Here is a 13,756-nt window from a genome sequence, read left to right as displayed (position 1 = left end):
GGGATAGTCGTTAGGCTTTTACTTATCTTAATCTTTCAGAAAGTCTCTTATTACTTTATGTTGTCCCATAACTCTGCTATACAAAATAATAAGATACATTCTGAACTTTTATATTTTCATTCTAAGATAAGATTTAGCACGGTAGGTTACCTCAAATTTGAGGCTTTCCCCGTTTAACGGAGTTTTCGACTAGCATTTCTACTAGAAGGTGCTACATATTTAACACAAGTTCGACATCTTCACAGTTCCAATATCCTTCAATGGATGTTGGTTATTTGCATTTGATTTAAACATTAAGTACGGATAACCAGACTCAAGCTGAATCATAGCAATTTTAATAAGCATGTCACGCGCACTAATATCTAGAGGCTTCTTCTTCACTTTCGGATTGCTCATTAATTCATCGTACATTTCATCGATATCAATATCATCTAAATGCTTTCCGTATTCTTTATACACCGTATAAGGCGCGAAAACATGGAAAGGTTCGTTTTTCTCAGCAAGCTCAAAGAACTTACTTGGAACGATAATTCCGATTGATAGAGACTGAATACGGCTCTTCTCATCGGCATTTATTTTTTTTGTATCAAGGAATTCAATAATATCCCAATGGAAAATGTTTAAGTATACTGCACCGGCACCTTTTCGTTGGCCAAGTTGATTCGCATATGAAAACGAATCTTCAAGCAATTTCATAACGGGCACTACACCACTTGCAGCGTTGTCGATACCTTTAATTTGCTCACCACGTGCGCGTAGCTTAGATAAGTTTAAAGCTACTCCTCCGCCGATTTTCGATAATTGCATTGCAGTATTAATGTTAAAGCCGATTGAATTTAAGCTATCATCCATCTCTAACAAGAAACAAGACACCATTTCTCCTCTTCTGCTTCTTCCCGCATTTAAAAAGGTTGGTGTCGCTGGTTGGTAGTTTTGTTTGACAATCATGCTTGCGAATTGTTTTGCTTTCGCAACATCACCGCGTCCTAAGTATAATGACACAATTGCTACACGATCTTCATAGCTTTCTAAGTATTGTTTTTGATCATTCGTTTTTAACGCATAATCTTTGTAGAACTTAGATGCTGCCATATAAGATTGGAACTCGAAGTTTTCACCATAAGCGATGTTATATACCTCTTCTACTTCCTCCAAGCTATACTCGTCCAGAACGTTGTAATAGTAATCATGTTCTTTCATATACTCCATTCGCTCTGCCACGCTATTAAAAGAAACGGTATTCTCTCTAGCTTCTTCCATAAAGACTTCTAATGCCTCTTTATCCTTATGAAGCTGATAAAAACCGTCCTGCATTTGCGTGATTTCATTATTCAGTTCAATGTGTCGCAATCTCCCGCACCCTTTCCTTAAAATATTCTACATCGTTATTTGTTCCAGATAACTCAAATTTTGATACAATAGGCACTTCATATTTAGTAGAAATTTTGTCAGCACTTGCACCGAACATGTCTCCCCAGTTACGATTGCCGCTTGCAGATACGCCTTTTAATTTTTCATTATTGCGCTCTAAAAAGTCTAAAACACGTTCTGGTACATTGCCAAAACCTGTTGTATACGTAATAAGAATAAAGTCTTCATCTATTACTAGATCTTCATCAATTTGAACGGCCGGCATATTTAATTTGTGGATGAAACGCTTCACGTTTCCTGTCATGGAATCATATGCAACTAACATTTCCGACCCCTCCCTCTCCAATCTATATTCTCTATATGTTGTTCTTGATTTCTCTATATATTGTATTACGTTTCAAAATAAGACACAAGATATATGTATAAATTCTTTCTTTTTTTAACTTTTACTTTTCGACAAGACAGTCGATTTTTTTCAATACAATGACTATGAAACAACATTCTAAAACTCATGTCAATAAAGTGCTTTTCAAAAAAGTTGTCAACGAATTTAACCTTATTTTTAAAAAAGGTTCCAATGTATTTTGTCATAAAACGGCAAATGCTGGAGGAATATATTTCTCCAGCATCACGCAAAAAAGAACAGACAGGAAACGATAATCTGTTCTAAAAAACGATTACATTTATCAATTTTACTTTATTAAATATTATACATATACTTTCGGTTCGCGTTACATACTAAAAGATAACTATTATAGAAAAAGATAATTATTATGGAAATTCAACTTATTTATGAAAAGATTATTCAGAGTGCTCAATACGCAAAATATCTTTTACAAAAATATGATGTGGATTTTCATCTTTATCAATCATTGTACATACAGGAGCTTCTTCATCAAAGTAAACAATCATTCCTTCTACGTACTGATATGTATGTTGAACTTGTACAGTTACTTTAATTTCTATAGCCTCTTCATATGCTCTTTTTATTTTCTGAAGCATTTTTGCCGAACACTTTCGTTTCTCTGGATACATAACCATCCCCATAAATCGATTACCGGCTCTATCTTTCCACATATAATCCCAATGCGGTAATATGCCTTGTTTAAAATCGCCCATAATTCTCCTCCCCTATATTCTTCTAGTTACGAACGTGGCGTTTCTGAATATGTATAAATTACTTGTCCGCCGCGCTGTGCGTTCCCAATAATATGTTTAAAGTCTTCCCTACTTACTACAACTTCTCTGAACGTATAAAATACATCTTTCGTAACAACATACTCCTTTATTTCACCATTTTTCAGCTGATCCAAAATTGTATTTGCTAATTCTTTATCCATGTATTTCACCTCTATGCAATATTTTATTTTATCTTATATTCTATAGGTCAACAACTGTAAAATTATCCAGATGCTATACCTTCATTTCATTTTCATTATTTTTCAAAAGATATCTCTTTATTATATGTCCACTAAATATCATATACTAACATAGCTACTTCTCTATATCAAACATTTCGACATTCAATTATGCAAAGTTCCATACCACTATGCTACAATATATAAATAGAATTAGGAGGGATACTATGATTCGGAAAGCAAAAAAGACAGATGCAACGGCAATAGCTCCTTTATTGTATAATGCTCTGCACGAAATTGCTGAAAAAATCACAGGTAGCACAGTTGAGACCGAAGTATTACTAGGACTTGAAACATGGTTCTCAAAAGAGGGCAATCGACTGAGCTATGAAAACTGTTTTGTATATGAGCAAGACGGGGGTGCAGTTGGAGTTATTGTCGCTTATCACGGTAGTGAGGCAACAAGGCTTGATGAACCAATTGTACATCACTTAAGAGAATTACATAAAGATGAATCGATTACGTTAGAAAAAGAAGCTGAACTTGATGAATATTACATTGATACATTATCAGTTTCAAGTGCACATGGTGGAAAAGGAATTGGTTCTAAATTAATTGAAGCTGCTGAAATTCATGCAACTGAAAAGGAACATGAAAAAATCGCATTACTTGTTAATTTAGAAAACAAACGTGCCTATTCACTATACGAAAAACTAGGTTATAAAAAAGATCAAATCGTTATGCTTGTAGGCGAACCTTATGCACACCTTGTAAAACCATTGAACATCCAAATTTCTATATCTTAAAAAAAAGCACACGATGTATATACATCGTGTGCTTTTATGTTAAATTCGTATTTAATATATTTCCATTCATCGCCTCATGAAACGTATATGTTGTACATCCCCATGGCTCTCTATGCAAAATAGGCGTACCAGACCATCCCATTGCTCTCAGTTCCGTACCAATCATTACATTCACATAATTATGACCTACAAGAGCAATACTTCCATGTACGAGAGCGTAACGGTGTAATAAGTAAGCCGCTTGCTTTGCCCTCTCCCTTACTTCCTTATAAGACTCAACATCTTTATGGTAACCAAGTATCCATACTGTTCGTCCGATAAACATCCATACGTTAGGTTTACATTTTAACCATTTTGGAGCATAAAAACTCGTCGGAACTTCAGCTTCCCTAAAAAGAGCATTTTGCATAAAAGATAAAGAATCCACTAATTCAGCTGCTGACTGTACTGCACACCTTTGATCACTCGTTAAAATCAATTTTGCTGCTTCAACCGCTTCCCTTGTTTCCAATGGTATAGGTGCTTTCTCTGTTATAGTATGTAAGTCATATCCTTTCATCCATTCATGAAAGAATGTAACCGTCATTGGTTCTATAGTACGATCTAAGCGACCATGACGAATAAAAGAAATCTTCATTCTTTCCACTCTCCATTCATCACTTACGAACTCTATTATGTACTATTTTTATATATCATACCACGCAAAAAAAGAAAGTTATACACCTTTACATATCCCCGCCACTCTCATGTGTGATTGAAGCATGTATACCATCCATCCCATCAAAATATGTAGTCGTTTCATGATGACGAATCTTTTTTAAATGTATATAAGAAAATAAAAACAAAGTTAAAGCTATAGCACTCCCCACAAATTCAAACATCATTTTACCGCCTCTAATTTCTCCCACTTTAGCAGGTTATCTTATACCTTTATTATACCCCTATATAAAGATACATGCATTTCTACCATTATTTCTCCTAATAACATGGGTTTTTCGTATATTTTCTTACAAAAAGTGAATATTTTTCGAATTTTTACTTTGGAAACATTTACAAAGTAGGAAATATGGTTCAAAATAGGAGGAAATAAAAAACCCAAATTTATTCTTTTTTTGGGAAAACTGTAACAAGGAGAGTTGCTTATGCAGATCGCAGAAACTGGAGATATCATCGAATTTAAAGGTGGAATGCAAGGCCGTGTTCAAAAAGTAAATCAAAACTCCGTTATTGTAGATATAACAATTATGGAAAATTTTAGAGAACTAGATATGGAACCTCTTACAGTTGTAAGTCATAAAAACTATACTGTCATTAATCAAAATGCATAATATAATAGAAAGAAAGGATCTGTATAACATACAGATCCTTTCTTTCTATTATATATTAACGATTATCAATTGTTTCTGGATATAGATCATGGTTCATCATGCGGTAGTCTGCCATTTGCTCATACTTCGTTCCCGGGCGACCATAGTTGCAGTAAGGATCAATTGAAATCCCTCCACGTGGTGTGAATTTCCCCCATACCTCAATGTAACGCGGATCCATTAATTTAATTAAATCATTCATAATAACGTTCATGCAATCTTCGTGGAAGTCACCGTGATTGCGGAAACTAAATAAATATAGCTTTAAAGATTTACTCTCTACCATTCTTTGTTCTGGAATGTAGCTAATATAAATTGTTGCAAAGTCTGGTTGGCCTGTTTTCGGACATAAACTTGTAAATTCAGGACAATTAAATTTCACAAAATAATCACGGTTTGGATGATTATTATCAAATACCTCTAAAATTTCTGGGCTATATTCAAATAAATATTTTGTATTTTGATTTCCTAATAATGTTACATCTTTTAAATCTTCATCTAATCTTCCTGCCATTTTAAACATCCCTTCTCATTATACTCCGCGTTTATTTCCCCATACTAAGGCATGAAGCTGCGGCAATACTTTTGCATTATTCATCTCTTTACAATTTACAGCTTTATCAATCAGCCACTCATACTTATCTAATAATTTCTTAATCAGCATCGCATCATCCACTGTTTTTGTATCATCATTCCCTACTTGTAAGAAAAATGGTACATCTGGATAACGTTCGTGCATCTTAACTGCATACTCGAAGTCATAATCGTCAAATACTACTACCTTTAAACTAATATCTTTTCCTGCTAGTTTCTGAATAACAGCATCTAACTTCTGAAAATCAGTATTCATCTTCGAACTTGGTGGCTTTGGAGAAATCGTTATCTCATCAATTTGAAGTAACCAATCTTGCCATTTACTCCCTTGCGTTTCGATTGCTGTTCGCATTCCATTCTCTTTTAATATAGAAAGAAGAAACTCAATATTTTTCAGCAATGCTGGATTTCCACCTGAAATCGTAACATGAGAAAAATTTTCGCCACCAATTTCTACAAGCTCATTCCAAACGTCTTCTGCTGTCATCTGTCTAATATGATCTTTAGCCGATCCATCCCACGTAAAAGCAGAATCACACCAAGCGCAGCTATAATCACAACCAGCTGTACGAATAAACATCGTCTTTTGTCCTACAACCATTCCTTCACCTTGAATAGTTGGACCAAATATTTCTAAGACAGGGATTTTACTCATCGAGCATCCACTCCCGTCTTACTTCCGCATAACTAGTTGGCGTCTCGAAAAGACGAACAAATTCAACACGAGCTCCTTTATATTCGTTCGCACGATTATCTTTTAATAATGCTTCTGCCATCTTTTCGTAAATCCAAACGACCATGTTTTCAGCAGTCGTATTCATCGCTGGTAACGTTTCGTTTAAATAACGATGGTCTAAATAAATTTCTATTTCATTCTTCCAAATTTCTTTTATATCTCCAAAGTCAATCGCAAGACCTATCTCATTTACATATCCACTAATCCCAAATACAACTTTATATGTGTGACCATGTAAGTTTTTACATTTTCCTTCATAACAGTGTAAATGGTGTGCTGCATCAAATGTAAATTCCTTGCTGACCATTACTCTTTTATTATGATATTTGAGCTGTTTACGCTGAATATCCTCGTCCATTTTTTGCAAATTTTCTACAATGCGAAATCCAAAGAAATTATCCATTAGTTACTCGCTCCTTCGCGTTCTTGTAGGTACGTATCTAATCCTGCTTTACGAAGTTGACATGCTGGACATTCACCGCAACCATCACCAATGATTCCGTTATAACATGTTAATGTTTTTTCTCGAACAAACTCGAATGCTCCAAGTTCATCTGATAATTTCCATGTTTCCGCTTTATCAATCCACATAAGTGGTGTATGAATCACAAACGGATAATCCATGGATAAATTTAAAGTAACGTTTAACGATTTCACAAACACGTCACGGCAATCTGGATAACCACTAAAATCAGTTTCACATACACCCGTTACAATATGACGTGCTCCAACTTGTTTTGCTAATACAGCAGCAAATGATAAGAATAGTAAATTTCGTCCATCTACAAACGTCGATGGCAATTTACCTTCTTCATGTGTAATCTCCATATCGGTTCTCGTTAACGCATTTGGAGCAAGTTGATTTAATAGACTCATATCTAGTACCGTATGTTTAATTCCTAGCTCTTTTGCAATTTCCGCTGCACAATCAATTTCTAGCTTATGACGTTGATTGTAATTAAACGTTACAGCCTCTACTTCTGCAAACTGCTCTATTGCCCAAAATAAACATGTCGTACTATCTTGTCCTCCACTAAAAACAACAACTGCCTTTTCTTTTTTCATTTCACTCATTCTCCTTCTCTACTACGAATAAGAAGAAAGAACGTTCTTGAACTGTCACAATAAAAAAACAAAACAATACCTAAAGATATTGTTGTTTCCATAGTTTTTTATAGAGGGAGTTCGCGAACCTCTCCCGTGCATTGCACGGAATTCCTTCTTTCATTGACAAAGGTTATTGTAACATATTGTATACTACCAGAAAAAATTTCTGATTTTTCCGCTATTTCTCATTTCATTTCTTTCATTTTATAGTATGATTAATTTAATGTGAGAAGAGAGGAGGCATCCCACTGAAACCCTTTATTATTTATCTCTTTTTAAATATATTATTCATCCTTGTTACAATGCTCGTATACCATTTATTTTGGAATCAAAAAGGGAAACGTTCTCCTAAATTAAATTCAGCAATATTTATTGTATTATGTTGCCTCGTTACTATACTATGTATCACTTTCGCAGCAAAAACAAATTATGGATTTCAATTTGATATGCGTCATATCGTATTAATTGTCGGTACATTAACCGGAGGTCCTATTGCTGGTGGATCTATATTAGTTGTATTAAATATATACCGCTTCTTATTAGGAGGAATAGGTGTTTTCCCATCGATTATCGGTTCTATCCTTCTATTTATTGTCCTATTATTTACATACAAATTTTTCAATCGAACTTCTAATCGTATAAAAATAATACTTGCTATTATCTACAGTCTCACATACGGATTTAGTTGGATACCTTTCTTCCTTTCAAAGGTTACAAACAAGGCTGATTATATACCACATATTATTGTGTATGAGTTATGTACGATACTTGGTACGATCCTTATTTTATATTTACTACACATATTACAAACTCAAGTGCGTCTCCAAAACGAACTTATGAATGCTGAAAAATTTCATTTAATTGGTGAAATGGCAGCGTCTATCTCTCATGAAATTCGCAATCCATTAACTTCAACGAAAGGATTTTTGCAACTTTTACAATCAGATACATGTACTGAGCAGGAGCGAAAATTATATATTGACATAGCCATCAACGGAATCGAACAAGCAAACCACGTTCTTACAGATTATTTAACCTTTGCAAAACCAAGTATTGAAAAAGAACAAAGATTACAGTTAGAAGAAGAACTACTACATGCATTATCGTTAATTACACCGCTTGCTAATTTAGCAAATGTGCGTACACATTATATAAAGCAAAGCACTTCTTTTTTTATCGCGGGAGAAAAACAAAAACTAAATCAATGCTTGTTAAATATTTTAAAAAACTGCATTGAGGCCATGCCAAAAGGCGGTGATCTTTATTTCACATTAGTTCCTGATCATAAACATATTCAGTTATATATAAAAGATACAGGAGTCGGTATGGATACCGAACAAGTGAAGCGTCTTGGCTCTCCTTTCTACTCAACAAAAGAAAAAGGGACTGGACTTGGAATGATGGTCGTATTCAGTGTTGTTCAAGCTATGAATGGAAAAATTGATATTATAAGTGAAAAAGGAATCGGTACAACCTTCTTATTAACTTTTCCACTCATACAAAAAACGTGATGAAATAATCATCACGTTTTTTCTGTTCCTTCAACTAATTCAGCAAAAGCTTTCACTTTTCCATGTGGTTTTTGATTTTCTTTACGTGCTTTCCAAGCGCGCTCTTCTTCTTTCTTTTTCTTGGACATACTTTTCAACTCCTTCTTTCCTTTCTCCATCTAGTATTCCAAAATAAGAAAGAAAACTATGCACATATCAAAAAAGAAGTGGTCTCCCACTTCTTCCTAATTATCTTTGTAAAATTGCGTGTTTCGCCTCTTTTAACTGCGTAAGATGTCTTTGTTCATGCAAATCAAGAAATTGAATCCACTGATACAAATTCAGATCATTAAAAACAGGATGCTTTAATCCATTTTCAAATAGATCTTTTTCATCTATAACACTATGAAGCGCGTGTAATAGTTCTTGTCGTGAATGTTCTAGTAATTGAATTCCTTGCTGTTTTTTCATTAACGTTTCTGTTGGTTGCATTTGCTGAGGAGCTTCTCGTTTATGTGTGCGATCAAGCGTAAGTTGGAGGTCTTTAAATGGAGTCGTGTTTCTTTCATTTTTTTGTAAAGCATATACAAGGGCAGACGTGACAGATTGTTCAACTAAATGCAAGTGATGCAAAATTTGAATAATACTCCATTTATCACGGCGTGGCTTTACATTCACTTCTGTATCATTTAACATTTCAATTTCTGATAATAGCGTGCTTCGAGTAGACTGTAATGAGTTCACCAAACTTTCTAAACTCACATCCATATTAGATTGAAGCATACTTCTTTCCCCCCTTTTTGTTGGTGAAAAGAGGTGCTCCTTATTAGAAACACCTCTTTAGTATTCTGAATTTTCTTTTATTATCTCATCATTTTCACATTATGTCGATGTTAAACATGTGAAAAAAAGCGCATGTTTTTTACAATTTTGTGTCGTCAATCGCATGTAGCCATGCTTCAATTTCTGTAATGACGCTTTTTACACAGCCTTCAGCAAATGGTGATGTTAAATTTGCAACTTCTACTAATTCTAAGAACGATTTACTTCCACCTTGTTGGCAAAGATTCACATAATCTTCCCACGCCTCTTGTCTATTATCTCTTGCACGTTTCCAAAATTGCAGTGCGCAAATTTGTGCTAACGTGTAGTCGATATAGTAGAACGGCGAGCTATAAATATGCCCTTGACGTTGCCAGAATCCACCGCGCTCTAAATAATCATTATCTTCATAATCACGATGCGGCAAATACTTTTTCTCTATATTACGCCATGCTGTCTTACGCTCTTCTGGCGAAGCTTCTGGATTTTCATATACATAATGTTGATATTCATCAACAGATACACCATACGGTAAAAACAGAAGTGCTGAACTTAGGTGAGAGAAGTAATATTTATCTGCATCTTCTTCAAAGAATAACTTCATCCATGGCCATGTAAAGAATTCCATACTCATAGAATGAATTTCACAAGCTTCATACGTTGGCCAGTTGTATTCTGGAATTTCAAACTTACGACTTTCATATACTTGGAAAGCATGACCAGCTTCATGTGTTAATACGTCAATGTCGCCAGATGTTCCGTTGAAGTTTGAGAATATAAATGGCGCTTTATAATTCTCGATATATGTACAATATCCACCGCCAACTTTTCCTTTTTTCGCAACTAAATCTAATAAATCATTATCTAGCATGAAATTGAAAAATTCATCCGTTTCAGCCGATAACTCTTTATACATCGTTTTCCCATGATTAACAATCCAATCCGCATCTCCTTTTGGAGTTGGATTACCAGTAGAAAACTCAAAGTTCTCATCATAATATGCTAATTTTTCTACACGAATACGTGCTTTTTGTCTTTGTCTTAATTCGGTTGTAACTGGAACAATATAATCAAGTACTTGCTGACGATAATTCGCCACCATTTCCGCATTATAATCTGTACGGTACATTCTTGCATATCCAAGTTCAACAAAGTTTTTGAAACCTAAAGATTTGGCAATTTTCGTTCTCACTTTAACAAGCTCATCATAAATACGATCTAACTCTTCCTCATTCTCAGATAAAAAACCGTAATATGCTTCACTTGCTGCTTTACGTTCACTTCTTTCCTTCCCTTGCATAAATGGAATAAGCTGTGATAACGTTCTTTCTTCTCCTGCAAAGTCAATTTTTGCAGACGCTAATAACTGTGTATATTGTGAAGACAATTTATTCTCTAATTGTAAATCTTTCACGACTTCATCAGAATATGTTTTTAAATCACACTCCGCAAGGGCAAATAATTGCTTCCCATAATACGCTTCTAATTCTTTACGGAATGGAGAATGAATTAACGCATTATAATACTTTGTACCATATCCTTGTACAACTGGAGAGAATTCATCAAAGAAATCTTGCTCTTCCTTATAAAAAGCATCTGTCGTATCAACAGAATGACGAATATAACAAAGATTCCCCATTGTACCAAAATCGTTGCGAATTTCGTTAATTGAATGAATGACTTGCTTTTGTTCTTCTACAGTTTTTGCGTTATCAAACTTCTCTAAAGCAACAGTAAACTTCTCTTTTAATTCTTCAATATGTGGCCGTTTATATTCATAGTCTTTAAATGACATGAACGAGCCTCCTCTCCATTATATGCATCCTTACTATAATTCAATGCTTACTTACAAATCTCCTCTTATTCTTCAGCAAAATACGGCAAATGCTGTCATAATTACATGTAAACAAAAAAGCCTTGGATTTCTTTATCCAAAGCTCCTTTGGAACATACTATTATTTTTCATACTTTCCAATCTTTTTTAATAGATCAAGTAATTCATCCTTTTCCTCTTTCGTTAACATTTCAAAAGACTGATGTATAACTTGCTCATGCCCTGGAAAAATAGAAGCAATAAAGTTCTCTCCCGACTCAGTTAGTTGTGCATAAATAACACGTCTGTCATTCGGGCACGGAATTCTCTTTACTAGTCCCTTTTTCTCTAGCTTATCTACAACATATGTAATGCTGCCACTAGCTATTAAAATACGCTCACCAATTTGCTGAAGTGGTTGACCACCTTTATGATATAGCAGTTCTAATACAGCAAATTCAGTTGGATTTAACCCGTTACTTTGTATAGACTTATTTGTAGTATCCATAACAGAACGATGTACACGAGATAATGCAATAAATACTTTTAAAGATTGAGAAATATCTTCTCGTTCATTATTTGATGTCATACAACTTTCAACCCTTCACTTAAATTCTCAGTAATAAAAAGAAAAAACAGCTTAGTACTTCATGTAATTCCCGAATGAGCATTCACTCATTCATTACCTCTCCCCAAACATATTATGCATGATTCTTGAATAAAAACATGACAATTTTAACATAGTTTATATATAATGATAATAAAAAAGAAGGAGTACGAAATTTGAAAGTCAAATTCCACAGCATAGTTTTATATATATTGCTTGTCATCCTACCAACGATAGGGATTGGTGCTACATTTTATTCGTATCATTCGTATAAAATGAAACAGGAAAACAAACTATCTGCTCACACCGTTCTCTTTTTATATAGAGACTATTTAGATCATCACCTTGGTGAAGCAATTTCCGCATTAGAAATGCTCGCAAAGGTCGTAGGAACCGAGACTGGAAATATAAATGGAATTAAAGAAATTGTACATGATACAGATGGAAACGATGCACGTTTTTCTGGTCTATATTACGCTACACCAGAAGGCGTCATTACAATCGCATCGGAAGGCGACCGACCACCTGTTGATGTCTCAGATCGTAAATATATTCAAAACGCATTACAAACTAAGAAAACAACTGTATCATCCGTCATTACAGATCGTGTTCTTGGACATCAAGCTATTATGATTGCTTCTCCCATTTTCAATAAACAGAAAGAGTTCTCAGGCTTATTGTTAGCAAGTTTACGCTTTGACTACATTTCATCATCTTTAAATGCCATTAAGCCGCAATACCATTTTGAAGTAACCGATAAATATGATGTAGTTTTTCTAACCGATGATAATAACGAAACAAGTGCTGCTCATTCAAATATGCTTACTACTCCACTTCAAAGATTAGATTGGAAGGTCTCTGTTTCTCCGTTACCTATTCATCAAAAAACTTTATACCAGTGGGTTTCCGTAGAATGTATAGCTACTTTATTTTTAATGTCAATTTTATTTTTACTCGCTCAATATATGTTGTTAAAACGGCAAACAAAACTGGAAAGACAACAAAATGAACTACAAAAAATTGAATTGGTTGGAACTTTTGCAGCTAGTACAGCCCACGAAATCCGTAATCCTCTTACCGGAATTAAAGGGCTCGTCGCTCTATTAAAAGAGAAATATAAAGATGAACAAGATCAGTTCTATTTTTCCATCATCGAACAAGAAATAGAACGGATTAATGAAATTGTAAGCGAATTTCTTATTCTCGGAAAGCCAACTGCTATCATTGAACAAACTTATGATGTGAGAACCATTCTAAATGAGGTAACGTTAATTATTCAATCTGAGGCGAATCTACATAACATTGTATTCCATTTACATTTGCCAGACCATCCTGTTCATATCCGTTGCTCAAAAGACCATATGAAACAAGTGGTTTTAAACATTACAAAAAATGCAATTGAAGCCATGACTTCTGGTGACACACTCACCATTGTCGTAACAAACAATGAAACGCACGCACAATTGCAAATTATAGATACTGGAAAAGGGATTCCAAAACATATTCAAAAACACCTCTTTCATCCGTTCTTTACTAATAAAGATACTGGAACAGGTCTTGGACTTGTTATATGTAAACGAATTGTAGAGATGTACAATGGGCATATTTTTATTGACAGTATAGAAAACGAAGGAACAACAGTTCATATCGAAATTCCGTTACACTCAGTATAATTATCCTTATCC

17 protein-coding genes, 1 pseudogene and 1 riboswitch are annotated in these 13,756 nt (G+C 34.4%); of the genes and pseudogenes, 4 read left to right on the top strand and 14 right to left on the bottom strand.

Translation table 11 applies throughout. The features are described from left to right. Positions 1–222: 222 nt before the first annotated feature. From ACYVEC_RS09045 to ACYVEC_RS09030, 4 genes and pseudogenes are all read right to left on the bottom strand, one after another. A pseudogene (locus ACYVEC_RS09045) lies at positions 223–1,350 on the bottom strand (ribonucleotide reductase N-terminal alpha domain-containing protein); the annotation flags it as partial. Further along, positions 1,337–1,696 carry a class Ib ribonucleoside-diphosphate reductase assembly flavoprotein NrdI gene (nrdI, locus tag ACYVEC_RS09040; RefSeq protein ID WP_000959447.1) on the bottom strand — a complete coding sequence of 120 codons (360 nt, stop codon included), beginning with the start codon at positions 1,694–1,696 and terminating at the stop codon, positions 1,337–1,339. The gene nrdI and the pseudogene ACYVEC_RS09045, both read right to left, overlap by 14 nt. A 476-nt stretch (positions 1,697–2,172) precedes the next feature. Beyond that, on the bottom strand, positions 2,173–2,490 hold the full coding sequence (locus ACYVEC_RS09035) for a hypothetical protein (RefSeq protein ID WP_000502198.1): 318 nt from the start codon (positions 2,488–2,490) through the stop codon (positions 2,173–2,175). A gap of 26 nt (positions 2,491–2,516) precedes the next feature. Beyond that, entirely contained in the window at positions 2,517–2,711 is a 195-nt protein-coding gene (locus tag ACYVEC_RS09030; protein WP_000356685.1) for a hypothetical protein, read from the bottom strand. A gap of 245 nt (positions 2,712–2,956) precedes the next feature. On the opposite strand from ACYVEC_RS09030, the gene ACYVEC_RS09025 reads away from it, so the two are divergent. Further along, on the top strand, positions 2,957–3,535 hold the full coding sequence (locus ACYVEC_RS09025; RefSeq protein WP_063224495.1) for a GNAT family N-acetyltransferase: 579 nt from the start codon (positions 2,957–2,959) through the stop codon (positions 3,533–3,535). A gap of 34 nt (positions 3,536–3,569) precedes the next feature. Here the strand turns inward: ACYVEC_RS09025 and ACYVEC_RS09020 are convergent, their stop codons facing one another. Then, positions 3,570–4,172 (bottom strand): hypothetical protein, encoded by a 603-nt coding sequence (locus tag ACYVEC_RS09020; protein ID WP_063224496.1) that lies wholly within the window; start codon positions 4,170–4,172, stop codon positions 3,570–3,572. A gap of 88 nt (positions 4,173–4,260) precedes the next feature. Further along, entirely contained in the window at positions 4,261–4,443 is a 183-nt protein-coding gene (locus ACYVEC_RS09015) for a hypothetical protein (protein ID WP_142332716.1), read from the bottom strand. Positions 4,444–4,677: 234 nt separating this feature from the next. On the opposite strand from ACYVEC_RS09015, the gene ACYVEC_RS09010 reads away from it, so the two are divergent. After that, positions 4,678–4,863: a YkvS family protein gene (locus tag ACYVEC_RS09010; protein ID WP_001165081.1), complete on the top strand. Its 186-nt coding sequence runs from the start codon at positions 4,678–4,680 to the stop codon at positions 4,861–4,863. A gap of 55 nt (positions 4,864–4,918) precedes the next feature. Here the strand turns inward: ACYVEC_RS09010 and queF are convergent, their stop codons facing one another. The 4 genes from queF to queC are packed head-to-tail and all read right to left on the bottom strand — an operon-like array spanning position 4,919 to position 7,297. Next, positions 4,919–5,416, bottom strand: a complete 498-nt coding sequence (gene queF / locus ACYVEC_RS09005) for a preQ(1) synthase (RefSeq protein ID WP_000918895.1) — start codon at positions 5,414–5,416, stop codon at positions 4,919–4,921. 18 nt (positions 5,417–5,434) lie between these two features. Then, entirely contained in the window at positions 5,435–6,151 is a 717-nt protein-coding gene (queE, locus tag ACYVEC_RS09000; RefSeq protein ID WP_199677666.1) for a 7-carboxy-7-deazaguanine synthase QueE, read from the bottom strand. After that, positions 6,144–6,635, bottom strand: coding sequence for a 6-carboxytetrahydropterin synthase QueD (gene queD / locus ACYVEC_RS08995; RefSeq protein ID WP_063224498.1), 492 nt, complete (start codon positions 6,633–6,635; stop codon positions 6,144–6,146). The genes queE and queD overlap by 8 nt, the downstream gene beginning before the upstream one ends. Beyond that, positions 6,635–7,297 (bottom strand): 7-cyano-7-deazaguanine synthase QueC, encoded by a 663-nt coding sequence (gene queC / locus ACYVEC_RS08990; RefSeq protein ID WP_063224679.1) that lies wholly within the window; start codon positions 7,295–7,297, stop codon positions 6,635–6,637. The genes queD and queC overlap by 1 nt, the downstream gene beginning before the upstream one ends. A 93-nt stretch (positions 7,298–7,390) precedes the next feature. Next, positions 7,391–7,434, bottom strand: a riboswitch (PreQ1 riboswitch). A gap of 207 nt (positions 7,435–7,641) precedes the next feature. Between queC and kinB the strand changes: the two genes are divergently transcribed. After that, positions 7,642–8,850 carry a sporulation sensor histidine kinase KinB gene (gene kinB / locus ACYVEC_RS08985; RefSeq protein ID WP_048526810.1) on the top strand — a complete coding sequence of 403 codons (1,209 nt, stop codon included), beginning with the start codon at positions 7,642–7,644 and terminating at the stop codon, positions 8,848–8,850. An 11-nt stretch (positions 8,851–8,861) separates the two neighbouring features. Here the strand turns inward: kinB and ACYVEC_RS08980 are convergent, their stop codons facing one another. The 4 genes from ACYVEC_RS08980 to ACYVEC_RS08965 all read right to left on the bottom strand — a co-directional run bounded on the left by ACYVEC_RS08980 (position 8,862) and on the right by ACYVEC_RS08965 (position 12,053). Then, positions 8,862–8,978, bottom strand: coding sequence for a DUF6254 family protein (locus ACYVEC_RS08980; protein WP_000038254.1), 117 nt, complete (start codon positions 8,976–8,978; stop codon positions 8,862–8,864). 100 nt (positions 8,979–9,078) lie between these two features. Next, positions 9,079–9,612: a DinB family protein gene (locus tag ACYVEC_RS08975; protein WP_016088772.1), complete on the bottom strand. Its 534-nt coding sequence runs from the start codon at positions 9,610–9,612 to the stop codon at positions 9,079–9,081. Between the two features lie 139 nt (positions 9,613–9,751). After that, positions 9,752–11,446 (bottom strand): M3 family oligoendopeptidase, encoded by a 1,695-nt coding sequence (locus ACYVEC_RS08970; RefSeq protein WP_460506190.1) that lies wholly within the window; start codon positions 11,444–11,446, stop codon positions 9,752–9,754. Positions 11,447–11,606: 160 nt separating this feature from the next. Then, a complete protein-coding gene (locus tag ACYVEC_RS08965) occupies positions 11,607–12,053 on the bottom strand; it encodes a MarR family winged helix-turn-helix transcriptional regulator (protein ID WP_000203340.1) in 447 nt (148 codons plus the stop codon). Between the two features lie 194 nt (positions 12,054–12,247). Here ACYVEC_RS08965 and ACYVEC_RS08960 point away from each other — a divergent pair, with 194 nt between their 5' ends. Beyond that, entirely contained in the window at positions 12,248–13,744 is a 1,497-nt protein-coding gene (locus tag ACYVEC_RS08960) for a DUF3149 domain-containing protein (RefSeq protein ID WP_098556557.1), read from the top strand. Positions 13,745–13,756: the final 12 nt, after the last annotated feature.

Source organism: Bacillus sp. MN7755 (assembly GCF_054771475.1).
This window is presented reverse-complemented; position numbering and strand designations above follow the sequence as displayed.